Origin of the sequence: Microlunatus aurantiacus (assembly GCF_039536605.1) — a bacterium.
GTDB classification, from domain to species: domain Bacteria; phylum Actinomycetota; class Actinomycetes; order Propionibacteriales; family Propionibacteriaceae; genus Microlunatus; species Microlunatus aurantiacus.
The window spans coordinates 1-26,169 of the sequence record NZ_BAAAYX010000020.1 but is presented as its reverse complement, the minus strand read 5'-3'; the positions used below and the strand labels follow the sequence as shown (position 1 = coordinate 26,169).

General features: G+C 73.1%; 21 protein-coding genes. 12 read left to right on the top strand and 9 right to left on the bottom strand.

Features of this window, described 5'->3' with window-relative positions:
• Positions 1 to 23 precede the first annotated feature (23 nt).
• Positions 24 to 1,553 (top strand): APC family permease, encoded by a 1,530-nt coding sequence (locus tag ABD714_RS18490; RefSeq protein ID WP_344813924.1) that lies wholly within the window; start codon positions 24 to 26, stop codon positions 1,551 to 1,553.
• Positions 1,554 to 1,605: 52 nt separating this feature from the next.
• Positions 1,606 to 2,331 carry an IclR family transcriptional regulator gene (locus tag ABD714_RS18485; protein ID WP_344813923.1) on the top strand — a complete coding sequence of 242 codons (726 nt, stop codon included), beginning with the start codon at positions 1,606 to 1,608 and terminating at the stop codon, positions 2,329 to 2,331.
• On the opposite strand, the gene ABD714_RS18480 is transcribed toward ABD714_RS18485, so the two are convergent.
• From ABD714_RS18480 to ABD714_RS18470, 3 genes are all read right to left on the bottom strand, one after another.
• Entirely contained in the window at positions 2,303 to 4,474 is a 2,172-nt protein-coding gene (locus ABD714_RS18480) for an ATP-dependent DNA helicase UvrD2 (RefSeq protein ID WP_344813922.1), read from the bottom strand. The genes ABD714_RS18485 and ABD714_RS18480 overlap by 29 nt on opposite strands.
• Before the next feature lie 250 nt (positions 4,475 to 4,724).
• On the bottom strand, positions 4,725 to 5,216 hold the full coding sequence (locus ABD714_RS18475; protein ID WP_344813921.1) for a GNAT family N-acetyltransferase: 492 nt from the start codon (positions 5,214 to 5,216) through the stop codon (positions 4,725 to 4,727).
• A gap of 9 nt (positions 5,217 to 5,225) precedes the next feature.
• Entirely contained in the window at positions 5,226 to 6,152 is a 927-nt protein-coding gene (locus ABD714_RS18470; protein ID WP_344813920.1) for an LLM class F420-dependent oxidoreductase, read from the bottom strand.
• 138 nt (positions 6,153 to 6,290) lie between these two features.
• Here ABD714_RS18470 and ABD714_RS18465 point away from each other — a divergent pair, with 138 nt between their 5' ends.
• On the top strand, positions 6,291 to 6,890 hold the full coding sequence (locus tag ABD714_RS18465) for a DedA family protein (protein ID WP_344813919.1): 600 nt from the start codon (positions 6,291 to 6,293) through the stop codon (positions 6,888 to 6,890).
• An 86-nt stretch (positions 6,891 to 6,976) separates the two neighbouring features.
• Here ABD714_RS18465 and ABD714_RS18460 read toward each other — a convergent pair whose 3' ends face one another.
• Positions 6,977 to 8,206 (bottom strand): ATP-dependent 6-phosphofructokinase, encoded by a 1,230-nt coding sequence (locus ABD714_RS18460; protein WP_344813918.1) that lies wholly within the window; start codon positions 8,204 to 8,206, stop codon positions 6,977 to 6,979.
• Between the two features lie 132 nt (positions 8,207 to 8,338).
• Between ABD714_RS18460 and ABD714_RS18455 the strand changes: the two genes are divergently transcribed.
• The gene (locus ABD714_RS18455; protein WP_344813917.1) at positions 8,339 to 8,587 is read left to right on the top strand and encodes a mycoredoxin; all 249 of its coding nucleotides are present in this window, start codon (positions 8,339 to 8,341) and stop codon (positions 8,585 to 8,587) included.
• Complete coding sequence (locus tag ABD714_RS18450) at positions 8,587 to 9,237, top strand: HAD hydrolase-like protein (protein ID WP_344813916.1); 651 nt, start codon at positions 8,587 to 8,589, stop codon at positions 9,235 to 9,237. Before ABD714_RS18455 ends, ABD714_RS18450 begins: the two co-directional genes overlap by 1 nt.
• 22 nt (positions 9,238 to 9,259) lie before the next feature.
• On the opposite strand, the gene ABD714_RS18445 is transcribed toward ABD714_RS18450, so the two are convergent.
• The gene (locus ABD714_RS18445; RefSeq protein ID WP_344813915.1) at positions 9,260 to 10,090 is read right to left on the bottom strand and encodes a class I SAM-dependent methyltransferase; all 831 of its coding nucleotides are present in this window, start codon (positions 10,088 to 10,090) and stop codon (positions 9,260 to 9,262) included.
• 127 nt (positions 10,091 to 10,217) lie between these two features.
• Between ABD714_RS18445 and ABD714_RS18440 the strand changes: the two genes are divergently transcribed.
• Both ABD714_RS18440 and ABD714_RS18435 read left to right on the top strand, forming a co-directional pair.
• Positions 10,218 to 10,910, top strand: a complete 693-nt coding sequence (locus tag ABD714_RS18440; protein WP_344813914.1) for a winged helix-turn-helix transcriptional regulator — start codon at positions 10,218 to 10,220, stop codon at positions 10,908 to 10,910.
• Between the two features lie 66 nt (positions 10,911 to 10,976).
• Positions 10,977 to 11,273 carry a DUF1330 domain-containing protein gene (locus ABD714_RS18435; protein WP_344813913.1) on the top strand — a complete coding sequence of 99 codons (297 nt, stop codon included), beginning with the start codon at positions 10,977 to 10,979 and terminating at the stop codon, positions 11,271 to 11,273.
• Between the two features lie 20 nt (positions 11,274 to 11,293).
• Here the strand turns inward: ABD714_RS18435 and ABD714_RS18430 are convergent, their stop codons facing one another.
• On the bottom strand, positions 11,294 to 11,803 hold the full coding sequence (locus ABD714_RS18430; RefSeq protein ID WP_344813912.1) for a hypothetical protein: 510 nt from the start codon (positions 11,801 to 11,803) through the stop codon (positions 11,294 to 11,296).
• Between the two features lie 183 nt (positions 11,804 to 11,986).
• On the opposite strand from ABD714_RS18430, the gene ABD714_RS18425 reads away from it, so the two are divergent.
• Both ABD714_RS18425 and ABD714_RS18420 read left to right on the top strand, forming a co-directional pair.
• Positions 11,987 to 12,637: a ClpP family protease gene (locus tag ABD714_RS18425; protein WP_344813911.1), complete on the top strand. Its 651-nt coding sequence runs from the start codon at positions 11,987 to 11,989 to the stop codon at positions 12,635 to 12,637.
• Positions 12,634 to 13,236: a ClpP family protease gene (locus tag ABD714_RS18420; RefSeq protein ID WP_344813910.1), complete on the top strand. Its 603-nt coding sequence runs from the start codon at positions 12,634 to 12,636 to the stop codon at positions 13,234 to 13,236. The genes ABD714_RS18425 and ABD714_RS18420 overlap by 4 nt, the downstream gene beginning before the upstream one ends.
• A gap of 27 nt (positions 13,237 to 13,263) precedes the next feature.
• On the opposite strand, the gene ABD714_RS18415 is transcribed toward ABD714_RS18420, so the two are convergent.
• Complete coding sequence (locus ABD714_RS18415) at positions 13,264 to 13,593, bottom strand: helix-turn-helix domain-containing protein (RefSeq protein WP_344813909.1); 330 nt, start codon at positions 13,591 to 13,593, stop codon at positions 13,264 to 13,266.
• Positions 13,594 to 13,827: 234 nt separating this feature from the next.
• On the opposite strand from ABD714_RS18415, the gene recC reads away from it, so the two are divergent.
• From recC to recD, 3 genes are read left to right on the top strand one after another with little or no spacing between them, the layout of a single operon-like run.
• Complete coding sequence (recC, locus tag ABD714_RS18410; RefSeq protein WP_344813908.1) at positions 13,828 to 17,133, top strand: exodeoxyribonuclease V subunit gamma; 3,306 nt, start codon at positions 13,828 to 13,830, stop codon at positions 17,131 to 17,133.
• On the top strand, positions 17,130 to 20,759 hold the full coding sequence (locus tag ABD714_RS18405) for a UvrD-helicase domain-containing protein (protein ID WP_344813907.1): 3,630 nt from the start codon (positions 17,130 to 17,132) through the stop codon (positions 20,757 to 20,759). Before recC ends, ABD714_RS18405 begins: the two co-directional genes overlap by 4 nt.
• Entirely contained in the window at positions 20,756 to 22,597 is a 1,842-nt protein-coding gene (recD, locus tag ABD714_RS18400; protein ID WP_344813906.1) for an exodeoxyribonuclease V subunit alpha, read from the top strand. The genes ABD714_RS18405 and recD overlap by 4 nt, the downstream gene beginning before the upstream one ends.
• Before the next feature lie 67 nt (positions 22,598 to 22,664).
• Here recD and ABD714_RS18395 read toward each other — a convergent pair whose 3' ends face one another.
• Together ABD714_RS18395 and ABD714_RS18390 are read right to left on the bottom strand one after the other, a co-directional pair.
• On the bottom strand, positions 22,665 to 24,068 hold the full coding sequence (locus tag ABD714_RS18395) for a nucleobase:cation symporter-2 family protein (protein WP_344813905.1): 1,404 nt from the start codon (positions 24,066 to 24,068) through the stop codon (positions 22,665 to 22,667).
• A 232-nt stretch (positions 24,069 to 24,300) separates the two neighbouring features.
• Positions 24,301 to 25,641 carry a flotillin family protein gene (locus tag ABD714_RS18390; protein ID WP_344813904.1) on the bottom strand — a complete coding sequence of 447 codons (1,341 nt, stop codon included), beginning with the start codon at positions 25,639 to 25,641 and terminating at the stop codon, positions 24,301 to 24,303.
• Positions 25,642 to 26,169: the final 528 nt, after the last annotated feature.

The window sequence follows — 26,169 nt, the reverse complement described above, 5'->3', positions numbered from 1 at the left end:
ACCTGCCTCCTAGCCTCGCGGCCATGTCGGCGCTGCGTGATGCGATCGACCGGTCGTTCTCGGCCGGCGAGCACCCCGACCGGGTCGTCTCCCCCCACCGCCCCCTCGGACGGCGGCAGCTCAGCGGTCTCGGGTTGCTGGGCCAAGCGGTTTCCACCACGGCGCCGGTCGCCTCGATGGTGGTGCTGCTGACTCTCCTGCACCGGGTCTCCGACCCGGTCACAGGACTGCTGGTCACCACGGCGGTCGCGGTCGGGATGTGGTTCGTAGCTGCCTGCCTGGGCCAGCTGTCTGCCCGCATCGCGGCCTCGGGCGGTCTCTACTCATGGGTCGCCACCGCACTCGGGCCGAGGGCGGCCGGCGCGGTCGCGGCCGGCCTGCTGCTCAAGTTCGGCGGCAGCGCCTCGATGAGCCTGATGCACCTGAGCCTGGCGGTGTCGGCGATCGTGGTCGCCCTCGGTGGACCGGCGCTCGGCTCGGCGGCCCTGGTCGCGGTGGTCGGCGCCACGGTGGCGGCGGTCGCCCTCGTGGTGGTCAGCGGCGTCCGGCAGGCCGGATGGGTTCTGCTGGTCGTGGAGGGCTGCTCGTTGCTGTTCCTTCTCGGCTGCCTCCTGGTGCCCGGGACCGGGGCCGCGGGAGCGCCGTGGCCGCCGGTCGAGGGCAACGAGCTGCAGCGGATCATGCTGATCAGCGTGTTCGCCCTGGCCGGGTTCGAGAGCGCCGCCTTCTTCGGACCCGAGGCCCGTCGCGGGTTGATCACCACCACCCGGGTGCTCCGGTGGACACCCGTGGTGTGCGGCTCACTGGTGCTCGTGGCGGGTCTGGCCGCCGTCGCCGGGCGCGGCGGCACCCTGGTCGACGCCTACCTGCTCGGCGCCGCCGGCGGCGCACCGACCGGGCTTGTGGTCGCCCTCCACCTGGCTCTGGCGTGTTCCTGGCTGGGCACGGTCACCGGGTCGGCGAACGGGGTCTCCCGGCTCGTCTACACCCTCGGTCTCGAGGGCGTGCTGCCGCGGCGGCTCGGCGAGGTCGACACCGGGCTGCGCACGCCGGTACGGGCGGCCGCGGCCGTCTCCGCGGTGCTGGTGGTCGCCGGAGCGGTGCTGGTGCTGCTCGGTCGCGGCTCGGCGTTGGCCGGGGCCATCTCGACCGCCACCCGGGTCGCGCTGCTGCTGGCGTACGCACTCGGAGTGCTCGCCATGGCCGTGCTGCTGACCCGTCTCGGAGAGCTGACGCCAAGCACCGCGGTGACCGCCGCAGTCGCCGGTTCCGGTCTGCTGGCCATGCTGACGGTGATCCTGGTCGGCCAGCTGCGGCACGGCTCGGTCCTCGGCGCGGCGCTGCTAGCCGCCCTCCTGCTGGTCGGCCCGGTGTGGATCCTGTTCCTCCGGCTGTGGCGACCCCAGCGGCGGCTCCGGCTCGGCGTGGTCGATCGGGCCGAGTCCGACGACGCCCTGCCCGGAGCAGTCGCGGTGCGCCGGACGGCCGAGGGCGAGCTGGAGCTGACCGGGCGGCGGGACGGCGCCCCCGCACCCCACCGCACAGGTCGTTGACCCGGTGAAGGGGGCAGGTGATCGCGCACCGGGCGGGCAGGAACCGCGGGCCGTGCAGCGCGCGTTGCTGCTGCTCGAGGCGGTGGCCCGGCTCGGACCGGGCACCACGGCACGCGCGATCGCCGACTACGCCGAGGTTCCGCCAGGGACCGCGTACCGGTTGCTGAACCTGCTGGTGGGCGACGGCTACCTGGTGCGGATCGACGGTCTGACCGGGTTCGCCCTCGGCCGGCGCGCCCAGGAGCTGGCCGGGCAGGTCGGCACCAGCCGCCCGGTGGCGGTGAGCGAGGTGGTCGAGACGCTGCGGATCGGCATCCGGCACGGGGTGCACCTGATCGACCTGACCGGACCGGTGCCGTGCTGGGCCGACCGTGACCCCGACCACGAGGTGGGCGCCGACGAGGTGATGCTCACGGCGGCGCACTCCTCCGCGGTGGGGAAGCTGGTGCTGGCTGCCCGTCCCGAGCTGCTGACCGGCGGACCGCTTCCGCGGCTGACCCCGTACACGACGACCTCGTGGCCCACGCTGCTGGAGCAGCTCACCGACGTGCGCTGCTCAGGGCTCGCTGTCGACCGGGAGGAGACGGTGCTCGGTCGGGTGGCGATGGCCAGCGCCATCACCGCCGTCGACCGGCGGCTCACGGGCTGCATCCTGGTGACCGGCCGCCGTGGTCGGTTGGACCCTGACGAGCCCGCGATCACCGCCCCGGTCGTGGCCGCCGCCCGCCGGCTCACGGGGTGGGCCGGGGTCAGCGGCGCTCGGGCGCTGCCCCCATGATCGCGAGCACCTGCTCGCCGTACTTGGTCAGCTTGGACTGCCCCAGACCCGGGATCTTGATCAACGACGTCGGGTCGGTGGGGCGCGACTCGGCGATCGCCACCAGGGTCGCGTCGGTGAAGACGCAGAACGCCGGCACCTTCTCCTCGCCGGCCTGCTGCTTGCGCCACTCCTTGAGCAGCGTCAACGTGTGCTCGTCGTACGTGGCCGGGCAGTCGTTGTGCCGACCGATCTTGCGCTCCGCCGCATCGTGCAGTGCGTGGCCGCAGCTGCGGCAGTGCGCCGACAGCACCGTGCCCTTCTTCCGGGGGCGCTGACCGGTGGCCGCCGCGGCACCCCGCTGGGCGGCAGGCAGCAGCGGGTCGAGGAAGCGGGACGGCTTGCGGGTGGCCTGACCACCCCCGCGGCTGCGTGACCAGGACACGTGCAGATGCTCCCGGGCCCGGGTCACCCCCACGTAGAGCAGCCGGCGTTCCTCGGCCACCTGCTCAGGACGGGTGGCCAGCACGAACGGCAGGGATCCCTCCTGGATGCCGAACAACGCCACCGCGTCCCACTCCAGCCCCTTGGCCGAGTGCAGCGTGGACACGGTCACGCCTTGCGCCGTCGGCACGTGCTGGGCCTCCGCCCGGCGTTCCAGCTCGGTCACCACGCGGGCCAGGTCGACCGGACCCTCGGCGGACTCGGCCAGGTCCTCGGCGACCGCCACCAGGGCCGCCAAGGACTCCCAGCGCTCGCGCACTGCCCCGGCCCCCTCGGGCGGCTTGGCGGTCCAGCCCAGGGCCCCGAGCACCGCCTGCACCTCGGCCACCGCCTCCCGCCCCTCGCCGCCGGAGAGCTCGGTGACCGCCCGCGCCTGGGTGCGCAGGGCGTGCAGCGCCTGCCGCACCTCGGCGCGCTCGTAGAACCGCTCGCCGCCGCGCACCAGGTAGGGGATGTTCCGCTCGGCCAGCGCCTGCTCGATCACCGGGGACTGGGCGTTGATCCGGAACAGCACGGCCATCTCGCGGTAGTCGACGCCGCGCGCCGCCAGTCCGGACAGCCAGTCGGCGATCGCCGCCGCCTCGGCCGCCTCGTCGGGGGCCTCCCGCAGCACCGGCTCCGGACCGGGTGCCCGCTGGGCCTGCAGCACCACCGCGTCGATGGTGCCGCCCCGTCCGGCGCTGCCGGGGGCGCCGCTGTTGGTCTGTGCCGACCGCATCACCGCGTTGGCGGCGGCCACCACCTGCGGGGTCGAGCGGTAGTCCCGCACCAGCCGGACCACTGTCGCCTTCGGATGCCGTCGCCCGAAGCCGGTGAGGAAGTCGGCCTGCGCGCCGGCGAAGGAGTGGATGGTCTGGGCCGGGTCGCCGACCACGCACAGCTCGGCCCGGTCACCACGCCAGAGCTCCAGCAGCCGGTGCTGCAACGGGGAGACGTCCTGGTACTCGTCGACCACCAGGTGCCGATACGTCCGCTGCACCTGGGTGCGGATCTCGTCGTGCTCGGCCAGCAGCGCCGCTGTGCACAGCAGGATGTCTTCGAAGTCGATCCGCCCCCGCTGCCGCTTCAGGTCCTCGTAACCGGTGAAGACGCGGGCCACCGTCTCCGGGTCGGTGCCGGACACGGTGCGGCCGAGCGGGGTCGCCACCCGGGGGTAGTCCTCGGGTGTGGTGTTGCTGACCTTGGCCCACGAGATCTCGCCCAGCAGGTCGCGCAACCGGGCGGTGTCGACCCGCACCCGCAGCCGGCTGGCCGACTCGGCGACCAGCGACATCCGGTTGTCCAGCACGGAGGGGAACTCCCCCCCGTACGCCTTCGGCCAGAAGTACTGGGCCTGCCGGAGCGCGGCGGAGTGGAACGTCCGCGCCTGCACCCCGCGGGCACCGAGCTGCTGCAGCCGTCCCCGCATCTCCCCCGCGGCCCGGGTGGTGAAGGTGACGGCCAGCACCGCGGTGGGCTGGTAGGCCCCGACGGCCACGCCGTACGCGATCCGGTGGGTGATCGCCCGGGTCTTGCCGGTGCCGGCCCCGGCGATCACGGCGACCGGGCCGTGCAGGGCGGTGGCCACCTCCCGCTGCTCCGGGTCCAGCGCGGCCAGGAGCAGCTCCGGGTCGCCGCCGATGCGCGGCTGGTCGAGCGGCGGACTCACGGCGGCGGACATGGGACCAACCCTAGTTACCGCGGCAGACATTGCGTGCTCCCCCGCTGCGAGAGCGTTGCGCGCCGATCGACTCCGACGTCCCTCGGCCATCGCTCACGAACAGGTTGCCCGCTCGCTGCACCTCCACGGCGTCCGTGCACCGGCTACTGAGGGTGCAGGACCGGGTAGGCGGTGCAGCGGCGAGCAGGCGGTGCAGAGGCGAAGGCTGCGATCCAGCACCTCCCGGCGGATCCCGACGCGTCGCCGACGGTCAGAGACCCAGCACCATCTCGTGCTCGATCAGGTCCGGGCGGTGTGGGAGCGGCACAGTCGCCCCGGTGCGGGCGAAACCGCAGCGGGCATAGAGGCGCTCGGCCCCCGGGTTGGTCTCCACGACGTGCAGCAGCACCCGGTCGGCCCCGTCGCTCCGCGCCTGGTCGACGACGGCTGCGACCAGCCGATCACCGAGGCCCTGACCGCGTGCCGGTGGGGCGACGAACATCGCCACCAGCAGCGTCGTGCCCGGCTCGCCCGGGTCGGCGACACCGGTGGCCGTGCCGACCACCTCGCCGTCGTCGGTCTCGGCCAGGAACTGTGCCGCCCCCGCGATCCGCTCCCGCCACTGGTCGGGATCGAAGGCGGTCTCGCGCTCCAGGGTCGAGGCGAAGGCCAGCGGCGCCTCGGCCAGCGCCTGCAGCCGGATGGCGCGGGAGACCGACCAGTCCTCGGCGACGGCCCTCCGGACCCGGTAGCGGTCGCTCACGAAGCGGGTTCAGAGGTCGGCGAGGTCGGGCAGCCGGCGCTCGGTGAGCTCGGTCAGCCAGCCGACCGGGTCGGCCGCCTTCGGCGGCGGGCCGACCCAGACCATGCTGAAGCCCAGGTCCGCGTACGCCTCCAGCTCGCGCCTGAACCCGTCCGGGTCGGCGACACCGTCGGTCCCGGCGATGATCGTCCGGGCCACCTCGGCCGGATCGCGTCCCTCGGTCTCGCAGTGCGCGTCGAGCACCTGCAGCTTGTGCCGGACGGTCTCCAGGTCGGCGGGGAAGAGGTTGCAGGCATCGGCGTAGCGAGCGACCAGCCGGAGCGTCTTGCGCTCCCCCTGACCGCCGACCATGATCGGCGGCCGCCGCACCGGGCGCGGCAGGCAGACGGTCTCGGCCAGCTGGTAGTGCTTGCCCGCGTACGGTCCGTCGTCGTCGCTCCACATCTGGCGGACGATCTGGAGCGTCTCCTCCAGTCGCTCGAACCGCTCCGCGGTGGGCGGGAAGGGGACACCGAGACCGAGGTGCTCGCGCTCGTACCAGGCGGCGCCCAGACCCAGCACCGCGCGACCCCCGCTGAGCACGTCGAGGGTGGTGATGATCTTGGCCAGCAGGCCCGGGTGCCGGTAGGTCACCCCGGTGACCAGCAGACCGAGCTCCACCGAGGAGGTCTGCCCGGCCAGGTAGCCGAGCGAGGTGTAGCCCTCCAGCATCGGCTCGGCCGGTCCGCCGAACGGCTCCATCTGGAAGTAGTGATCCATCATGGTCAACCGCGAGATCCCACCCTGGTCGGCGACCCGGGCCAGCGAGGTCAGCGTCGGAGCCAGGGCCGCAGGCCCGCCGGGATAGGACAGGTCGGCCAGGTGGACGGCGAACCGCATGGTGCTCCCTCCGTACCGCGCCGGGGCGCGCGATGACGTCGCGAGCGTAGTGCTCACCACCGAACGGTCAGCGGGGTGTGCAGGCATCGCCACCCCCCGGGTCCCGGTCCGGGTCGGGTAACCTCTCCCGATGCCCGACGACCCCGCCGACGGCCGCCGGACCACCCGGCCCGCGGAGCTCCCGGAGTCCGGCCGTTGACCGACTGGATCATCTGGCTGATGGAGACGCTCGGCGCGCCCGGAGCCGGGCTGGCGGTCGCGCTGGAGAGCATCTTCCCGCCGATCCCCAGCGAGCTGATCCTGCCGCTCGCGGGCTTCGCCGCCAGCCGCGGCACCTTGGACCTGGTCGCGGTGCTCATCTGGACCACCATCGGGTCGGTGGTGGGCGCCGTCGCGCTCTACTGGATCGGTCGGCGGATGGGCCTGGAGCGGCTGCGCCGGGCCGCCGACAGGCTCCCGCTGACCAGCGGCGACGACATCGTCCGGACCGACGACTGGTTCGACCGGCACGGCGGCAAGGCTGTCTTCTTCGGCCGGATGATCCCGCTGTTCCGCAGCCTGATCTCCGTGCCGGCGGGGGTGAACCGGATGCGGATGCCCGCCTTCATCGGCCTGACCCTGGCCGGCAGCCTGATCTGGAACACCGCCCTCGTCCTCGCCGGTTTCCTGCTCGGTGAGCAGTGGCACCGGGTCGAGTCCTCCATCGGAGCGCTGCAGGCCGTGGTGGTGGCTGTCGTCGCGGTGGCGGTGATCTGGTTCGTGGTCAGACGCCTGGCCCGGCAGCGCCGCGCCTGATCAGGCCATCGACACCGGCTGCGCGGTCGACTCGAGGACGCTGAGCCACAGGTCCCCGTGCGGGTCGACCTGGTTGCGCTCGGTGGTCAGCAGCGCGATCGGCACGTGATGAAGCGGTTGTGCCGCCGACCGACGACCATGGCGGTCCGACCCGCCATCCCCGCGTGGGCGGCGGCCTGGGCCAGCCGTACGCAGTAGACGGCGTCGTGCGGGCAGGCGGGAACCGACCTGATCATGTAGCTGGGGTCGATGTACTTGCAGGTGAGCGGCACGTCGACCGCGGCGAAGTGCCGGACGACGGCGTCGCGCAGGAAGGTGCCGATGTCCGCCAGCCGCGCGTTGCCCGAGGCGTCGGTGTCCTCGGCCGACTCCAGGATGTCCTGGCCGGCACCCTCGGCCACCACCACGACCGCGCTGCCCCGGTCCTTGACCCGCTGCTCCAGACACGACAGGAAGCCGCCAGAGCCCTCCAACCGGAACGCCACCTCCGGGATCAGCACGAAGTCGGCGACGTGGTTGGCCAGGGCCGCATAGCTGGCGATGAAACCTGCGTGCCGCCCCATCAGCTTCACCAGCCCGACCCCGCCGACGGCGGAGTGCGCCTCCACCATGGCCGCGTTGATCGACTTGGCCGCCTCGGTGAAGGAGGTCACGAAGCCGAAGCTCTGGCCGATGAAGGGGATGTCGTTGTCGATCGTCTTGGGGATCCCGATCACCCCGATGGTCTCGCCGCGGCGGTCGATCGCCGCGGAGATCCGAGCCGCCCCCCGCATCGACCCGTCGCCGCCGATGACGAACAGCAGGTCGATGCCCAGCGTCAGCAGGCGATCGACCATCGCGTCGGGATCCTGGGCCCCCCGGGAGGTCCCGAGCACCGTGCCTCCCTGACGGTTGATGCCGTGGACGACCTCGGGGGTGAGCCGCATCGGCTCCGGTCCCCCCTCCACCAGCCCGGCGTAGCCGGACCGGAAACCGGTCAGCTCGGTGATCCCGTAGTGCTCGGCCAGCTCCATCACCAGACCGCGGATGACGTCGTTCAGCCCCGGGCACAACCCACCGCAGGTGACGACGCCGACCCTGGTGCTGCCGGGCGCGAAGAACAGTCGGCGGCGGGGGCCGCCCGGCTCGAAGCTCGGCACCTGCTCCGGGGGCAGCCCGAGGTCGGCGAGCTGCTGCACGGTGTCGTGCAGGAGGACCCGGTCGTCCTCGGAGACGTAGTGCTCGTTGGTCCGTCGGTCGGCGATGAAGTCAGCCAGCGGGGAGTCGAAGCGCGGCTCGCCCAGCGTGGGCACCATCAGGTCCGCGAGCAGGGTCATACCTGAGGGTGGCACCGGAGTGTGACGACCCGGTGACGGCGGTGGAACAGGTTCCTCGCGGGCGCCCTGTGGCTCTGGTCACGTCCCGGACGGGCCGGGAATCCGCCGCCCGCCGACGGAGTTGCTGTGGTCATGGCACAGGTGACGATGTACACGACCACGTGGTGTGGCTACTGCTTCCGACTGAAGTCGCAGCTCGGCCGAGCCGGCGTGGCCTACGACGAGGTGGACATCGAGCGCGAGCCCGGTGCCGCCGACCTCGTCGCCTCGCTCAACAACGGCAACCAGACAGTCCCGACCCTGGTCTTCAGTGACGGTTCCGCGATGACCAACCCGAGCGCCAAGCAGGTGCAGGAGCGACTGGCGAGCCTGGCGTCCTGATGCCCGCCCGGCTGGACGGGCGGACCGTCGTGTTCGACATCGACGGGACCCTGCTGGACTCCGCCGCCGGGATCCTGGCCGGCTTCCAGCACGCACTGCGAGCCGGTGGGGTGCCGGTGCCGAGCGAGACCGAGCTGCGGGTCCACCTCGGACCGCCGCTGCGCGAGTTCCTCGCGCTGGCCGGTGTCCGACCCGATCGCCTGGACGCGGCGGCGCAGGCCTATCACGAGTACTACCTGCGTGAGGGGCTGCACCGGGCCACCCGGTACCCGGGCGTCCAGGACCTGCTGGGTGCCCTGGTGGACCGGGGCGCGACCCTGGCCACCGCGACCGCGAAGCGGACGACGACAGCACGGGCCATCGTCGAGGCCCACGGTCTGACCTCGTACTTCACGGTGATCGGGGGGACCGACGAGCGGCGGACGTCCAAGGCGCAGACGATCGCCGGGGTGCTGGACCGGCTGGACGCCGCGCCCGCCGCGACGATCATGGTCGGCGACCGGCGCCACGACATCGAGGGCGCCCACGCGCAGGGCGTACGCGCGGTCGGGGCCCTGTGGGGCTACGGCGTCGGCGACGAGCTGCGGGAGGCCGGCGCTGACTGGCTCGCCCGCGACGCGGCCGAGTGCGGCCGGCTCCTCGGGCTCTGACGCCGACCCCGGCCGCGTGCGCTCAGACCACCACCGCGGTCACCAGCAGGTACTCCCACTCCATGATCATCCCCTCGTCCCGGCCGGTGGCGGCACCGCGGGCGAGCTCGAGCAGGTCACGGTCGAGGGCAGCCTGCCGTTCGGGCTGGTCGGCCAACGACCGGTAGACCGCGATCGTCGGGCCGTAGTTGATCTTGAAGTAGTCCCGGAACTCTTCTGGGCTGCGGAAGTGGCTGATCGGCAGCCGCTCCCGGCGCGCACGCAGATCGCGCACCCGATCGCCCCACAGCTCGCGGACGTGGCTCTCCTCGCCCCACAGCGGGGCCGGCGAGGCGCCGGCCGGGGGCGGTGGCGCGTAGGGCTTCATGGTCGCGAACATCTGCCCGATGAAGCCGGTCGGGGTCCAGGAGATCAGCCCGATCCGGCCACCGGCGCGGGTCACCCGGAGCAGCTCGTCGGCCGCCGGCTGGTGGTGCGGGGCGAACATGACCCCGACGCAGGAGGTGGTCACCTCGAAGCTGTCGTCGCCGTACGGCAGCGCCTCGGCGTCCGCGGTCTCCCAGGCGATGTCGAGGCCCTCGTTCGTCGCGACGACTCGGCCCCGCTCGAGCAGCTCCGGGGTCAGGTCGGAGGCGGTGACCCGGGCACCGGCCCGAGCGGCCGGGAGCGCCACGTTGCCCGCACCCGCGGCCACGTCGAGCAGCCGTTCCCCGGGCCGGACCCCGACCGCCGCGACCAGGCGCGGTCCGAGGTCGGCGATCACCTCGGTGGCGACGGCGGTGTAGTCCCCGAGTGCCCACATCGCCCGATGGCGGGCCTTGAGCGCGGCGTCGTCGATCATGGTCTGGGTCATGGTCACTCCCCTCGAGACCGGAACAGCTGTTGCTCCGGCTCCTCGACGGTAGGACGCCCGGTCGCCCCGAACTAGTACGAGATCTGTACCTGGTGTGTCCGGGTGGCCGACCCGTAGCGTCGTCACCATGGGATCGCCGTACCACCAGTTCTGCCCGGTCGCCAAGGCGATGGAGCTGCTCGACGAACGCTGGACGCTGCTCGTGGTCAGGGAGCTGCTGGCCGGGAGCCGGCACTTCAACGACCTGCGGCGCGGGCTGCCGCGGATGTCGCCCACCCTGCTGTCCAAGCGCCTGAACCAGCTCGTGGCCAGTGGGGTGGTCGATCGGCGGCGCGAGGGCCGGGAGGTCGTCTACACCCCGACCGCCGCCGGCGAGGAGCTGCGCTCGGCCATCGAGCTGCTCGGGGCCTGGGGCATCCGCTGGACCGGGGTGCTCGGCGACGCCGACCTGGACCCGAAGCTGCTGATGTGGGATCTGCACCGCAACGTCGATCTCAGCACGGTGCCGGCCGGGACCACCGTGGTGCGGTTCGAGCTGACCGACGTCCCGCCGCGCCAGCGCTACTGGTGGATCGTGCTGTCGCCGTCCGAGGCGGACGTCTGCGACGCCGACCCCGGGCACGAGATCTCCCTGACCGTGCAGGGGTCCCTGCGCGACCTGGTCGCCGTCTGGCGCGGTGATCACACCTGGGCCGCCGTGCTGCGGGCCGGCGCGGTGGTCATCACCGGGCCGGCCCGGCTGCGCCCGGCCGTCACCACCTGGTTCGGGCCGAGCCGCTTCGCCGCCGTACCACGACCGGATCCCGAGCTCGTGGCCTGAACCGGGGCCGCCGTCGGCCGTGCGCAGGACTACGCTCAGGGGTCATCCTGCTCTGAGGGGACACCCGTGACCGCGTACTGGATCAACACCTTCACCGCCATCCGCGACGCCGACAAGCTCGCCGCCTACGTGGCCCTCTCCGGCCCGGCCATCCGCGCGGCCGGTGGGGAGTTCCTGGCGCGTGGGGTCCCCGCGGAGGTCTTCGAGGGCGGGCAGAAGACCCGCAGCGCCCTGGTGCGGTTCCCGAGCGTCGAGGCGGCCGTCGCGGCGTACCACAGTCCCGGATACCAGGAGGCCCTGGTGGCGCTCGGTGACGGCGCCGATCGTGACATCCGGATCGTTCCCGCGGTCGACGCCTCGTAGACGACGCTCGTCCCGGCGGTTCAGGACCGCCGGTCGTGCTCCCGTGCGTCCAGGATGTCGGGCAGGTAGAGCGGCCGGTCGACGTCTCGACGCCGGGCCCGCCAGAGCAGCACGAGCGCGGTGATCACGAGCGGGCTGACCAGGAAGGCCCACCAGCCCAGCGCCAGCAGCCCGACCTGGACCCCGACAGCGGCGGCGAGCCCGGTCTCGACCCACCGTCCGTCGAACAGGATCAGCAGGCCGGCGGTGGCCTGGACGGCGATCAGCAGGGAGACGACGACCGAGGCCAGCGGCGACCCGGCAGCGGCGGCGGCGAGGTCGCGCACCACAGGCAGGTAGGATGCGGCGGCGATCGCCGACAGGTCGGTGTCGGTGGCCACCAGCACCGCGAGGCCCACCGCCCCCAGACCGGCGAGCGAGAAGGCGACGGCTGCCAGCCCCACCCGCAGGGCCCGGCGGCTCCGACCGGCCAGCACGCCGGCGACGACGATGGTCAGACCCGTCAGGGCCCAGCCGACGACCAGTGTCATGATCACTCCCAGCCCGAGCGCTCCTCGTCGAGCGCCCGCTGCCGGAAGCGTGCCACGTCCGCTCCCGGTGTGACGCGCGTCTCACGGCGCGGTGATCCGTGGTCATCATGATCTGCCGAGAGCGGATCCGCCCGCGGCAGCACGCTCTGGTGCGGCCGTCTCGGCCCGGGCAGCGTGGTGGCCATGAGCGACTCCACCCCGATCGGCGGCCTGTTCGACGAACAGCTCCTCAGCCGACTCCTGCACCAACGCATCGTCGTCCTCGGCCAAGAGGTCGACGACGCGATCGCCAACCGCATCTGCGCCCAGCTCCTGCTGCTGTCGGCCGAGGACCCGCGGTCCGACATCAGCCTCTACATCAACTCCCCCGGCGGCTCCGTCTCGGCCGGGCTGGCGATCATGGACACGATGCGGCTGATCCCCAACGAGGTCAGCACGCTGGCGATGGGGCTGGCGGCCAGCATGGGCCAGTTCCTGCTGTCGGCCGGTACGCCCGGCAAGCGGTACGCCCTCCCCCACGCCCGGGTGCTGTTGCACCAGGGCTCGGCCGGCATCGGCGGCACCGCCGTCGACATCGAGATCCAGGCCCAGAACCTCGAGCACACCCGCGACGTCCTGCTCGGTCTGATCGCCGAGCACACCGGTCAGCCGCTGGAACGGATCGCGCACGACTCGCTGCGGGACCGCTGGTTCACGGCCGCCGAGGCGCGGGCGTACGGGCTCGTCGACCACGTGGTGACCACGCTCGACGACATCCGTCCGGGCGGGCGGCAGTCGGTCGGTCTCGCCACCGTGCTGGGCGGCCCGGCCCTTCGGACGGGGGCAGCCCGGTGAGCGGCTACACGATCCCGAACGTGGTCGAGAAGCGACCGACGGGCGAGCGGGCGCTGGACATCTACAGCCGGCTGCTGTCGGACCGGATCGTCTACCTCGGCACCGAGCTCGACGACGGCGTGGCCAACGTGATCGTGGCCCAGCTGCTGCACCTGGAGTCCGAGGACTCCGACCGGGAGATCAACCTGTACATCAACTCCCCCGGTGGCTCGATGACCGCGATGCTGGCCATCTACGACACCCTGCAGTTCATCCACGCACCGGTGGCGACCACCTGCGTCGGCCAGGCGGCGTCGGCGGCCGCTGTGCTGCTGTCCGCCGGGTCCCCCGGGCGGCGGGCTATCCTGCCCCACGGTCGGGTGCTGCTGCACCAGCCGTCGGCGGAGGGCCGGGGCACGCTGCCCGACCTGGTGCTGCACGCGCGGGAGATCATGCGGATCCGGGCGCAGATGGAGGAGGTGCTGGCCCGGCACACCGGGCAGACCACCGACCGGCTCCGCGCCGACACCGACCGGGACAAGATCTTCGACGCCGACAGCGCGATGGCGTACGGGATCGTGGACGCGGTGATCACCAGCCGCAAGGAGCTGGCGGCCTAGGCGTGGCGAGCCGGGGAGGGTGGCGGCTCAGGCGGCGAGGGCGACCGGTCCGGCCGGCCGGCCCGCCGTCGAGATCAACCGACGGCCGACGGCCCGGGTGAGATCGACCAGCTGGAGGTCGAGCGCCCCACCGACGGCGGCCAGCATCTCCGAGGACGGCTCCTTGCGGCCACGCTCGATCTCGGACAGGTACTGCACGGAGATGCCGGCCCGGTCCGCGACGGCGCGTTGGGTCTCTCCCCGATCGGTGCGGCGGGCGCGGAGCACCTGCCCGACCAGCTCCCGCCACAGCGGCTCGCGCGTCGGGCGGTCCGGCTCGGGCGCCGGCCGGCGCGGAAAGGCGACCACGTCTCCCATGGCCCGACCGTAGGCCCGCGCCGGCGGCGGGGGAAGCACGGTTCGCTGTGGGCGTAGGGGTCGGGGCGTTGGCGATGGTCTCGTCGACAAGGAGGTTCAGGCACGCTGAGCGGCCGGAGACGTGACTGATCCTCCTTCTCGGCGCCGCCCGGCACCTCCCCGGTCGACGCCACGGGATCAGGGCAGGGCCGGAGGAGCCGGACTGTCCGAGCCGGTGTCTAGGCTCAGCGCACCATGAGTCTCCACCTGCACCGCGCCGAGCGGTCCGACCGGTTGGTGGCCGGGTTGGCCGATCTGCTGACCACCCCGCTGCCCGACCCGTTCGCGACCGAGGTCGTCGCCGTGCCCACCCGGGGGGTGGAGCGGTGGTTGGCCCAGCAGCTGTCGGACCGGCTCGGGGTGTGCGCCGGGGTCGACTTCCCCTCGGTCCGCCGGTTGGTGGCCGAGACCCTCGGCCCGGTGACCGACGTGGACCCCGACACCGACCCGTGGCACCCGTCGCGTGCGGTCTGGCCGATCCTGGCGATCCTCGACGCGGCGCGGGACGACGCCTGGGCGGAGCTCCTGTGGAGCCACCTGCGCGGCCGCTCGGCCGAGCAGTCACGCGGTGGTCGGCGCTGGCTGACCGCACGCCGCGCGGCTGACCTGTTCGCCCGGTACGGGTCCGAGCGACCGGAGCTGCTCGACCGGTGGCGGGCCGGGGAGGACGTGGACACCGACGGCGCACCCCTGGGAGCCGACCGCGCCTGGCAGGCCGAGCTGTGGCGGCGGCTGCGCGCCGAGCTCGCGGTCCCCTCCCCCGCCGAGCGGCTGCCGCCGGCGCTCGACCGGTTGACCGCCGGCGACCCGGACCTGGACCTGCCCGAGCGGCTGTCGGTGTTCGGGCTCACCGGCCTGGACCGCACGCAGCATCGGGTGCTGACCGCCCTCGGCGCCGAGCGCGACGTGCACCTGTGGCTGACCCACCCGTCTCCGGTGCTGTGGGACGCCCTCGCGGCTCGGCCGTCCCGACCGGCGGGCCGACGCCGCGACGACACGAGTCTGGAGGTGGTGGAGAACCGCCTGCTCGGCTACCTCGGGCGCGACTCGCGCGAGCTGCAGCTGGTCCTCGCCGGGGCCGGACCCGCCGACCAGCACCATCAGGTCGCCGCACCGCCACCGGCGCACACCCTGCTGGCCCGGCTCCAGCAGGACCTGGCCGCGAACGCCGGTCCCCGACCGTCGGCCGAACGCCCCGTGCTGGACGCGACGGACCGCAGCCTGCAGGTGCACGCCGCCCACGGCCAGGACCGTCAGGTCGAGGTGCTGCGCGAGCTGCTGGTCGGTCTGCTCGCGGACGACGCGACCCTGGAGCCGCGGGACGTCGTGGTCCTGTGTCCCGACATCGAGCGGTTCGCGCCGCTGGTCTCGGCCGCGTTCGGGCTGGCCGACGACGGCACCGAGACCGAGCACCCCGGTCACCGGATCCGGGTCCGGTTGGCCGACCGCGCCCTGCGCCGGCTGAACCCGCTGCTCGGGGTGCTGGGCAGCGTGCTGGATCTGGCCGGCTCCCGGCTCGAGGCGTCAGCGGTGCTCGACCTGTGCGCCCAGCCCCCGGTGGCCCGACGCTTCTCCTTCAGCGCCGACGACCTCGACCGGCTGGCGCAGCTGGTCGCCGCCAGCGGCGTGCGGTGGGGTCTCGACCCCGCGTCGCGGAAGCCGTACGGGCTCGAGCACCTCGGCCAGAACACCTGGGCAGCGGGACTGGACCGGCTGCTGCTTGGCGTGACCATGGACGAGGAGGGCAACCACTTCATCGGGACGGCGCTGCCGCTGGACGAGGTCGACTCCTCCGACGTGGAGCTGATCGGTCGCCTGGCCGAGCTGGTGGACCGGCTCGGCACGGCCTTCACCGCGTTCGACGCCGACCACCCGATGCCCCGCTGGGTGGAGCTGGCCAAGGAGACGATCGAGGCCCTCACCGCCACCAGCACAGCCGACAGCTGGCAGACCGGCCAGGCGTTCCGGGTGCTCAGCGCGCTGGCCGAGGGGGAGGCGGCGGAGCAGGCCGTGCTGACCAGGGCGGAGCTGCAGGCCCTGCTGGCCGACGGTCTGGGCGGTCGGGCCGGGCGGGCGAACTTCCGGACCGGGACGCTGACGGTCTGCACCATGTACCCGATGCGATCCGTCCCCCACCGCGTCGTCTGCCTGCTGGGGATGGACGATCTGGCCTTCCCCCGTCGTGCTCGGGCCGACGGCGACGACGTGCTCGCCGCTGACCCGTGGGTGGGTGACCGGGACCGGCGCAGCGAGGACCGGCAGCTGCTGCTCGACGCGGTCATGAGCGCGACCGAGCACCTGGTCGTCCTGTACAGCGGGGCCGATCCCCGGACCGGGGCGTCCCGGCCGCCCGCGGTGCCGATCGGCGAGCTGCTCGACACCGTCGACCAGACCGTCCGCACGACCGACGGTCGGCTGCCCCGCGAGCAGGTGCTGCACCGTCACCCGCTGCAGCCGTTCGACCGCCAGAACTTCAGCGCCGACGACGGCCGTCCTCCGTTCAGCTTCGACGGCGCCGCCCTGCGCGGGGCGCGCGCGGCCGCCCGGGAGCGGACCGACGGGCTCGCGGTCTACCCGCACGACCCGCTGCCGGACCGGGACACCCATCAGGTGGCGATCGCCGACCTGATCCGCTTCTTCCAGCACCCCGTCAAGGCCCTGCTGCGGGACCGCGGTGGGCTGCCCACCTGGGAGGACCGCGACCCGATCACCGACGAGCTGCCCGTCAGTCTCGACGGGTTGGAGAGCTGGGCGGTCGGTGACCGGATGCTGACGCAGCTGCTGCAGGGCGCCGATCCCGACCGGCTGGTCGGCGCTGAGTGGCGACGGGGCAGTCTGCCACCGCGTGCGCTGGGCGGTCGCGCGCTGGAGGTGATCCAGCGGCAGGCGAGCGACGTGGCCGAGCGCGCCCGCCCGTGGCTGGTGGGCGAGCCCGACAGCCGTGACCTCGCCCTCGACGTCGGCGAGCGCCTGCTCACCGGCACCGTCGGACCCCTCTACGGCACCACCCTGGTCTCGGTCAGCTACTCCAGCCTCGGGGCCAAGCAGCGGTTGAGCGCCTTCACCCGGCTGCTGGCCCTCACCGCGGCCCATCCAGGTCTCGACTGGCGAGCGGTCAGCATCGGCCGGCGCGGCACCTCGCTGCTGGGACCGGTCGACCCGGGCTGGGCCGCCCTGGTGCTCGACGACCAGCTCGACCTGTACGCGACGGGTCTGCGGGAGCCGCTGCCGTTCGCCCCGCGGACGTCGCTGGAGTACGCCCGGCTGCGGTTCCGCGACCTGCAGGTCACCCCGGGTGAGTCGTCGGCGGAGAAGGACTGGACCTGGGACCGCGACGCGGCGTACGAGCGGTTCTTCGGCGCCGGCGTCACCTTGGGCGACCTGGCCGCGATCCGGTCCCGTCCCGAGGAGGAACGCGGCACCCTCGCCGAACCCAGCCGGTTCGGCACCCTGGCCCGTCGGGTCTTCCAGCCCCTGCTGACCGTGGAGGAGCTGCGATGAGCCCCGACTGGACCGGCGAGCGCGCCGCGCGCACCGAGCCGGCCGGGCTGTCGACGGTCGCCGACGGGGACGGCTGGGACGAGCAGCCGGCCCCCGGACCGGACGCAGCTCCCGCCCCGGCCCGGCCGGCAGCCCTTCCGACCCCGGCCGGACCGACCCCGACCCCGTTCGACGTGCTCGGTCCGCTGCCCACCGGCACCACCGTGCTGGAGGCCAGCGCCGGCACCGGCAAGACGTACACGATCGCCGCGCTGGCCGCGCGCTACGTGGCCGAGGGTCACGTCGAGCTGGACCAGCTGATGATGGTCACCTTCGGTCGGATGGCCACCGACGAGCTCCGGGTGCGGGTGCGGGAGCGCCTGGTCCGGCTGGAGGCGCAGCTGAGCGACGCCCTGGGTCGTACGCCCCCGGGCGCCCCGGTGCCGGAGCGTGACGACGTCGCGCACCTGCTGCTCGCCGTCGACCGGACCGAGCTGGCCCGACGGCAGGAGCGGGTGGCTCGGGCCCTGGCCGACTTCGACGCCGCCACCATCGCCACCACCCACGAGTTCTGCCTGCGGATGCTGGACGACCTCGGCGTGCTCGGCGACCCCGAGCCTGATGCGGTGTTCGTGGAGCACCTGGCCGAGCTGACCTCCGAGGTCGCCCGCGACGTCTACCTGCGCCGCTACGCCACGGCGGACCAGCCGCTGCTGACCTTCGAGCACGCGCTCAAGCTGGCCGAGGACGTGGTCCACGCCGGTCCGATCCGGCTGGTCCCCGAGCTCGGCGCGGGCGCCCGGGCCGACGAACGGGTCGGCTTCGCCCGCGAGGTGGTCGCCGAGGTGCGGCGGCGCAAGGAACGCGCCCGCTACCTGACGTACGACGACATGCTCACCCGGCTGCGGGACGCCCTGGCCGACCCTCGGCATGGGGACCTGGCCGCCCAGCGGCTGCGGGACCGGTTCCCGGTGGTGCTGGTCGACGAGTTCCAGGACACCGACCCGATCCAGTGGGACATCCTGCGGCGCGCCTTCCACCGCCACAGCACGCTGGTGGTGATCGGCGACCCGAAGCAGGCGATCTACGCGTTCCGCGGTGCCGACGTGAACAGCTACCTCCAGGTCGCCCGTGAGTCGACCACCACCGCCACCCTCAGCACCTGCTACCGCAGCGACCGCGCGCTGCTCGACGGCCTGGACCTGGTGATGGGTGGGGCCAGTCTCGGCGATCCGGCCATCGTCGTCCGGCCGGTGGGCAGCGCGCACCCGGATCGCCGCCTCACCGGCGCTGGTGCCCCGCTGCGGGTCCGAGTGCTGCCGCCCAAGGAGAACGGCGAGCTCGAGTACGTGAACCGGCTGCGCCGACGGATCACCAAGGACCTGGTCGCCGAGATCGCCGACCTGCTGGGTGCTGGCGCGGGCGGGGCCGCGCCGGTGGTCGACGGGACCGACCGGCTGGACCTGGGGGTCGACCAGACGGCCGGGACCACCGAGGCCGGTGGCGCGGGCGCGATGCTGACGCTGGACGGCCGGCCACCGCGGCGGGTCCAGGCGTCCGACCTCGCGGTGCTGGTGCGCCGCAACGCCGCCGGCGAGCAGATCCGTGATGCCTTGGCCGCCGCCGGCATCCCGGCCGTCCTGCACGGGTCCGACTCGGTGTTCTCCTCGCTGGCGGCGCGGGACTGGCTGCGGGTGCTGCAGGCCCTCGAGCAACCCCGACAGCCGCTGGTCCGGGAGGCCGCCCTGACCAGCCTGCTCGGCTGGACCTTCCCCCGGCTGGCCCAGGCCGACGAGGCGGCGCTGGCCGACCTCTCGTACGACTTCCGTCGCTGGAGCCGGGTGCTGGCCGGGCGGGGGGTCGCCGCCCTGCTGGAGACGATGGGCACCGACACCGCCCTCAGCGAGCGGGTGCTGGCCCGTCCCGACGGGGAGCGGCTGCTGACCGACCTCCGTCACGTGGCTCAGCGGCTGCACGCTCTGATGACCGGGCGCCAGCTGGGGGTCGCGGGTCTGCGGGAGTGGCTGGCCGAGGCCATCGACGTAGCGGTCGCCGACGACGACGTGACCGAGGGACTGCGGCGGCTGGCCACCGACGCCGCTGCCGTCCAGGTCCTCACCCTGCACCGCAGCAAGGGCCTGGAGTTCCCGGTGGTCTACCTGCCGGAGGCGTGGGACTGCTTCGTCCCCACCGACGAGCGGGACGCGGTGCTGCGGCTGCACGAGGACGGCACGGAGGTGCTCGACGTCGGCGGACGGCAGGCCGCCGGGCGACCGGAGCGGTTCCGGCGCTCCTTGGCCGAGGAGGCCGGGGAGAACCTCCGGTTGACCTACGTCGGGATGACCCGGGCGCAGTGCCAGGTGGTGACCTGGTGGGCCGACGCCCGCACCACCACGACCTCGGCCCTGCACCGGTTCTGGGCTCGACCCGCCCGGGCCGGCGACCCCGAGCCGAGCTATCCCTCGACGTCGGGTCCGGCGCAGGAACCCGTGCCGGTGAGCGCCCGGCTGCTGACCGGTGACCCGACCCGGGTGCTGAGTGTGGAAGAGGTGCACTCCCGCCCGCCCACCCGTCGCCGGCCCGGTGGCCCCGCCCCGGTCTCCCTCAGGGCCCGGCGCTTCGAGCGGCTGCTGGACACGGCCTGGCGGCGGACGTCGTACTCGTCGCTGACCGCTGCCGCCCACGGCGCGGTGCACGCTGCCGGGGTGAGCAGTGAGCCCGAACCGGTGAAGGAGGACGACGAGAGCCTGGCCGACGCCGCAGCGCCGCCGCCCCCGACGCTGCTGCCCGCCACGGCCGGCCCGGGCTGGGACCTGCCGTCCCCCCTGCGTGACCTGCCCGCCGGTGTCGACTTCGGCACCGCCGTGCACGCGGTCCTGGAGGTGCTGGACCCGACCGCGGCCGACCTACCCGCGGCGACGCTGGCCGCGACCACCGACGTCCTTTCCCGGCTGCCGCACGGCGGTCTCACCGCTGACGTCCTGGCCGAGGCGCTGCTGCCGAGTCTGGCCACCCCGCTGGGACCGCTGGCCGACGACCGGTCGCTGGCCGACCTGAGTCCGGGCGACCGGCTCTGCGAGCTCGTCTTCGAGCTGCCCTTGGCCGGTGGCGACCGCCCCCGCGCCGACGTCCGGCTCGGTGACCTCGCACCCCTGCTGGCCCGGCATCTGGCGGCGGACGACCTGCTGGTCGACTACCCGGAGCTGCTGAGCCAGCCGCCACTGGCCGAGGAGTCCCTGCGCGGCTACCTGACCGGCAGCATCGACGCGGTGCTGCGGGTCGGCCCGCCCGAGCGACGGCGCTACCTGGTGGTCGACTACAAGACCAACTGGCTCGGGCGCGGCGAACCCGGCGAGCTCAGCGTGGCCGACTACGGACCGCAGCCGATGGCCGCGGCCATGCAGACGGCGCACTACCCGCTGCAGGCCCTGCTCTACCAGGTGGCCGTGCACCGGATGCTCCGCTGGCGACTGCCCGACTACGACCCGGACCAGCATCTCGGTGGCGCGCTGTACCTGTTCCTGCGCGGGATGGCCGGTCCGACCACCCCACGGGTGGCTGGGGTGCCGGCGGGCGTCTTCAGCTGGCGTCCGCCGTCGGCTCTGATCACCGAGCTCTCCGACCTGCTGGATCGGGGTCCGTCATGACCGTCGTCGACGGCCGGACCGCCGACGTGCTCCAGGCGACCCGGGCGGCGGGACTGCTCGCCACCTTCAACGCCGCCGGGGTGCTGGAGCTGGCGGACGTGCACACGGCGACCACCGTCACCCGGATCACCGGAGAGACCGACGAGAGGGTGGCCCTGGCCCTGGCTCTGGCCGTCCGGGCGCTGCGCCTCGGCTCGGTCTGCGTCGACCTGACCACGGTGGCCGACGACGTGTTCGAGGCGACCGAGGAGGGGTTGGAGGTCGCCGACCTGCCCTGGCCCGATCCCACCGAGTGGCTCGCCAGCTGTCGCGCCAGCCGGGCCCTGGCCGACGGCCCGGACGCCCCGGACGGACGCCCGCTGCGGCTCGTGGCCGGGAACCTCTACCTGGAGCGCTACTGGCGTCAGGAGGAGGCCGTCCGCGGTCAGCTGGTCGACCGCCGTTCAGCGCCGCCACCGCCGGTCGACGAGGACCGGCTGACCGCCGCACTGGACCGGCTGTTCACCGGCGAGGGTCTGGATGACGGCGAGCCGGATCTTCAGCGGCGGGCGGCGGAGGTCAGCGCCCGGCAGTGGGTCACCGTCCTGGCCGGCGGCCCCGGCACCGGGAAGACGACCACCGTGGCCAAGGTGCTGGCCATGCTCGGTGACCAGCCCGGTCGGGCGCCTCGGATCGCGTTGGCTGCACCCACCGGCAAGGCCGCCGCTCGGCTGTCGGAGGCGCTCGCCGACGCCCGGAACCGGCTCGCGCCCGACGACGTCGCCCGGGTCGCCGACCTGTCCGCCGTCACCCTGCACCGGCTGCTCGGCTGGCTGCCCGGCACCCGCGGCCGCTTCCGCCACCACGCCGACAACCGGCTTCCGTACGACGTCGTGGTGGTCGACGAGATGTCGATGGTCTCGCTCACCCTGATGGCCCGGCTGCTGGAAGCGGTCCGTTCCGACGCCCGGCTGCTGCTGGTCGGCGACCCCGACCAGCTGTCCTCGGTGGAGGCGGGCGCGGTGCTGGCCGACATCACCAGCGCCCTGGGCGCGGTGGCCGGCCCGCCCGACGACAGCGTCCCGACGACCTCCCCGGTGGTGCGGCTCGAGCGGACCTGGCGGTACGGCGGGGCAATCGAGGACCTGGCCCGAGCGGTCCGCGCCTCCGACGGCGACGCTGCGATGGAGGTGCTGCGCCGGGGCGCTGACGACGTCGTCTTCGTCGAGACCGATCTGGCCCCCGCCCGGCCGGACGGCATCGAGCCGCTGGCCGCCGCCGTGGCGGACGCCGGGGCCGCGCTGCGGTCGGCGGCGGCCGCCGGCGACGTGGGCGGCGCCCTGACCGCTCTGGACCGCCACCGGCTGCTGTGTGCGCACCGGCACGGACCGTTCGGGGTGTCGCGCTGGAGCACTGAGGCGGAGCGCTGGCTGGCCGAGGCAGTTCCCGGTTACGGCGAGGACGGTGAGTGGTATCTCGGCCGGCCGCTGCTGGTCACCGTGAACGACTACGACCTCAACCTGTTCAACGGCGACACCGGCGTGGTGGTGGCCGATGGCGGTGGCGTGCGGGCCGCGTTCGGCCGGGGCAGTGCGCCGATGCTCGTCTCCCCCGTCCGGCTGGACGCCGTGCAGACCACCCACGCGATGACCGTGCACCGGGCCCAGGGCAGCCAGTTCGACGTCGTGTCCTTCGTGCTCCCCCCGCCCGACTCGCCGCTGCTGACCCGGGAGCTGCTCTACACAGCTGTCACCCGGGCCAGCCGCCGGGTGCAGGTGTTCGGCTCCGAGGACGCCGTCCGGCGAGCCGTCGCCCGTCCGGCCAACCGGGCCAGTGGGCTGCGCGGTCGGCTCGGCTGAGCCGACTGGACGGCGGGTCGTCGCGGGCACCGGCCGCCCCGCCGACGAGCGAGACCGGTCGCGCCCGTCAGCCCTGGCGGACCTCGGTGTCAGCCGCGGTGCCCCGGACGGCGTCGTACGACGCGTGCTCTCCGTCGCCCTTGACCCGCTGGTTGGCGGCGTCGCTGTTGAGCAGCAGGTTGAGCACGATGGCGGTCATGGCACCGGCCGAGATGCCGGAGTCGAAGATGATCTGGAACCCGACCGGGAACTGGGCGTAGATCTCGCCGTTCACCGTCGGCAGCAGGCCGACGCCGACGGCGACGGCGATCACCAGGATGTTGCTGTTGGTCAGGTGCACCTTGCCCAGGGTCCGGACGCCGCTGGCAGCCACCATCCCGAACAAGGCGATGCCGGCACCGCCGAGCACCGCCAGCGGGATGCCCTCCACGACCGCCCCCAGCTTGGGCAGCAGCCCGAGGACGACCAGCACCCCGCCGGCGAAGGTGGCCACGTACCGGGACTTCACCCCGGTCAGCGAGACCAGGCCCACGTTCTGGGCGAACGCCGTGTACGGGAACGTGTTGAAGACGCCACCGAGCACGGTGGACAGCCCGTCCGCCCGGAGCCCGTCGGCCAACCGGCGCGGGCTCACGTGCTGGTCGACGATCTCGCCGACGGCCAGCATGTCGCCGGTCGTCTCGGTCATGATCACCAGCGCCACGATGCACATCGAGATGATGGCGCTGACCTGGAACGTCGGGAAACCGAAGTGGAACGGGGTGCTGACTCCGAACCAGGCCTGGTCGGCGACGTGGCTGAAGTCGGTCAGCCCGAACGGTACGGCGACCAGGGTGCCGATCACCAACCCCAGCAGGATGGACAGCCGGGCGAAGGCGGGTGGCGCGAACCGTTCGATCACCAAGATGATGATCAAGGTGGCCGCCGCGAAGGCGAGGTTGACCGGGGCGCCGAAGTCGTCGGAGCCCGCACCACCGCCGGCCCAGCCCGCGGCCACCGGCATCAGCGACAACCCGATGATCAAGATCACCGTGCCGGTCACCAACGGTGGGAAGAACCTGAGCAGCTTGGCGAACACCGGTGCCAGCAGCATCATGAAGAGCCCGGAGGCGATCACCGAGCCGTAGATGGCGGTGATCCCGTACTGGTTGCCGATCGCGATCATCGGCGTGACGGCGGCGAACGTGCAGCCCTGCATCAGCGGCAGCCGGACCCCGAAGCGCCAGAAGCCGAGCGACTGGATCAAGGTGGCGATGCCGGCCACGAACAGGTCGGCGCTGATCAGGTACGGCAGGTCGCTCGGTGCCAGCTTCCCGGCCTCGACCAGCGCCCCGCCGACGATCAGCGGCACCGCCACCGCGCCCGCGTACATGGCCAGCACGTGCTGCAGACCCAACGGCGCGAGCCGGGCCAACGGCGGAACCCGGTCCACCGGGTGCTTGGTCTCGATCTCGGCCTCGACTGTGCTCATGGGTTCCCTCGCTGAGAGCTGGCGCGCGACGTGGTCAGCGGGACGCTACGAGAGCGGCGTTTCACGCCTACGCGTGCGAGGTTTCGGGTCTGTTAAACCCGGGAGCGGGGTGCTGCGACTTGGTCGGCCTGCGGGCGCCCCACAGCGGCTCCAGCCGGCAGCTCTCCCCCGGCTCCTGGTCGCGGCCACCGAGCGACGGCGTGTTCGGCGGCGGGCTGGGCCGACCTCCGGGCTAGCCGACCGGCCCCGCGACGGGTTCGGAGCGGTGGCCGTCGACGATCGCGACTGCCGGCTCGGCGTCGTCCCGGCGGTCGGTCGAGATCCGGTTGACCAGCGCGCGCAGGTCGACGCCGGTCATCTTCTCCAGCATGGTCACGGTGTCGTTGACGTTCCCGGCGACGTTGCGGGACAGCTGACCGGCCCCGTCGTTGGAGATGACCGTGAGGTCCTTGATGTTGCCGTAGGGCGCGGCCAGCTCGTGGGCGATCTTGGGCAGCACCTCGACCAGCCGGTCGATGACGGCGGCGTCGTTGAACTGCTGGTACGCCTCGGCCTTCGCCTGGACGGCGGCCGCCTCCGCGCGACCGGCCGCCTCCAGCGACTCGGCCTCGGCGAGACCGTCGGCCCGGCGGGCCTCCGCCTCGGCCCGGCGGCGGGCCAGCAGGGAGGCCGCCTCCTGCTCGGCCTGGTACTTGGCCGCGTCGGCGGGTCGGCGGACCTCGGTGTCGAGCTGGCGCTCCTTGAGCTCGGCCTGCCGGACGGCGACCTGCTCCTCGCGCTGGATGATGGCCTGGCGCTGCTCGGCCTGGGCCAGCGGCCCGGCGGCGTCGGCGGCGGCCTGGCGGGCGTCGGTCTGCTCCTTGAGCTCGGCCCGCCGGATGGCCAGCCGCTGCTGGGCGATCGCGATGCCCTCGTCGGAGACGGCCTGCTTCTCGGCGGCCTCCTGCCGGGCGTTTGCCTCGGCGATGGCAGCGGCCTTCTCGACCTGGGCGCTCTCGGGTCGGCCGAGGTTCCGCAGGTAGTTCGTGTCGTCCTCGACGCTGGAGATCTGCAGCGTGTCGACGATGAGGCCCTGGTTGTTGAGCGACTCCAGGGCGACGTCCTGCACCGACTTCGCGAGCGCGGCGCGTTCGTGGATGATCTGCTCGACGGTGAGCGTGCCCACCACCGAGCGCAGCGACCCGGCCAGGATGTCCTGGGTGTAGCGCTCGATCTGGTCCTGCTGCTGCAGGAAGCGCTGGGCGGCGAGCCGGACGTTGTCCTCGTCGCCGCCGACCTTGACCTGTGCCACGCCCTGCAGGAGGAGCTTGATGCCGTTCTTGGAGATGCCCTCCACCGTCACCTGCACCGAGCGCGACGCCAGGCTCAGGGTGTAGGCCTTGTTGACGAAGGGATAGACCACCGAACGGGCGCCCACGACGACCTTCGACGGCTTGGACGCGCTGCGCCCGGTGATGATCAACGCCTCGTCCGGGCGCGCCGTACGGTAGCTGCGAATGAGGACGACCAGCGCGATCAGGACGACGACGACGGCGGCGATGGCGGCGACCAAGGTCGCTGTGAGCTCGAGCACGGGGCTCCGTTCAGAGGGAAGAGGGGCCGCCCACGGTAGTCGAACGCCGGCTCAACGCCCGCGTCCGAAGCTGAGAACTCGGCGTGACTCGCACTGAGACGTGCTCGCGTCGCCGATCGACCCACGGGATCAAACCAGCGAGGTCGACGACCCGGCCTACCGCGTCTACTTCTGGAACAGCCCCTGGTCGTGCGAGGAGTGGGAACTCATCCAGGCCGACATCGACGAGGTCCTGGAGTGGATCCGAGCCAACGGCCGAGGACGACCGCACAGCCTGTGGGCGGTCGTGCACGCTCAACAGGACGTCCGGCTCGTCCGACTTCGAGGCATCGACCCGACAGCCGCCCCAGACACCTGGCCATCCTGGGCGACAGAAACCAGAGCCTGACCCGCGCCGTCACCTCACCGATCAACTGTCGGTCTGCCGCGATGCCGGAGTGGTCATGCCTGCTAATCGCAGCGCAAGGTGTCAGCGCTCTTCTAGATGTGGACCAGTAGCGCTCTTCCAGAAGTGGACCACCTGACCAG

What these genes read in the sequence shown, in the direction of transcription:
- ABD714_RS18490 (WP_344813924.1), top strand. Translation starts at nt 24, where the DNA reads ATGTCGGCGCTGCGTGATGCGATCGACCGGTCGTTCTCGGCCGGCGAG.
- ABD714_RS18480 (WP_344813922.1), bottom strand. Translation starts at nt 4,474, where the DNA reads ATGTCCGCCGCCGTGAGTCCGCCGCTCGACCAGCCGCGCATCGGCGGC.
- ABD714_RS18460 (WP_344813918.1), bottom strand. Translation starts at nt 8,206, where the DNA reads ATGACCCTGCTCGCGGACCTGATGGTGCCCACGCTGGGCGAGCCGCGC.
- ABD714_RS18455 (WP_344813917.1), top strand. Translation starts at nt 8,339, where the DNA reads ATGGCACAGGTGACGATGTACACGACCACGTGGTGTGGCTACTGCTTC.
- ABD714_RS18450 (WP_344813916.1), top strand. Translation starts at nt 8,587, where the DNA reads ATGCCCGCCCGGCTGGACGGGCGGACCGTCGTGTTCGACATCGACGGG.
- ABD714_RS18445 (WP_344813915.1), bottom strand. Translation starts at nt 10,090, where the DNA reads ATGACCCAGACCATGATCGACGACGCCGCGCTCAAGGCCCGCCATCGG.
- ABD714_RS18440 (WP_344813914.1), top strand. Translation starts at nt 10,218, where the DNA reads ATGGGATCGCCGTACCACCAGTTCTGCCCGGTCGCCAAGGCGATGGAG.
- ABD714_RS18430 (WP_344813912.1), bottom strand. Translation starts at nt 11,803, where the DNA reads ATGACACTGGTCGTCGGCTGGGCCCTGACGGGTCTGACCATCGTCGTC.
- ABD714_RS18425 (WP_344813911.1), top strand. Translation starts at nt 11,987, where the DNA reads ATGAGCGACTCCACCCCGATCGGCGGCCTGTTCGACGAACAGCTCCTC.
- ABD714_RS18415 (WP_344813909.1), bottom strand. Translation starts at nt 13,593, where the DNA reads ATGGGAGACGTGGTCGCCTTTCCGCGCCGGCCGGCGCCCGAGCCGGAC.
- recC (WP_344813908.1), top strand. Translation starts at nt 13,828, where the DNA reads ATGAGTCTCCACCTGCACCGCGCCGAGCGGTCCGACCGGTTGGTGGCC.
- ABD714_RS18405 (WP_344813907.1), top strand. Translation starts at nt 17,130, where the DNA reads ATGAGCCCCGACTGGACCGGCGAGCGCGCCGCGCGCACCGAGCCGGCC.
- recD (WP_344813906.1), top strand. Translation starts at nt 20,756, where the DNA reads ATGACCGTCGTCGACGGCCGGACCGCCGACGTGCTCCAGGCGACCCGG.
- ABD714_RS18395 (WP_344813905.1), bottom strand. Translation starts at nt 24,068, where the DNA reads ATGAGCACAGTCGAGGCCGAGATCGAGACCAAGCACCCGGTGGACCGG.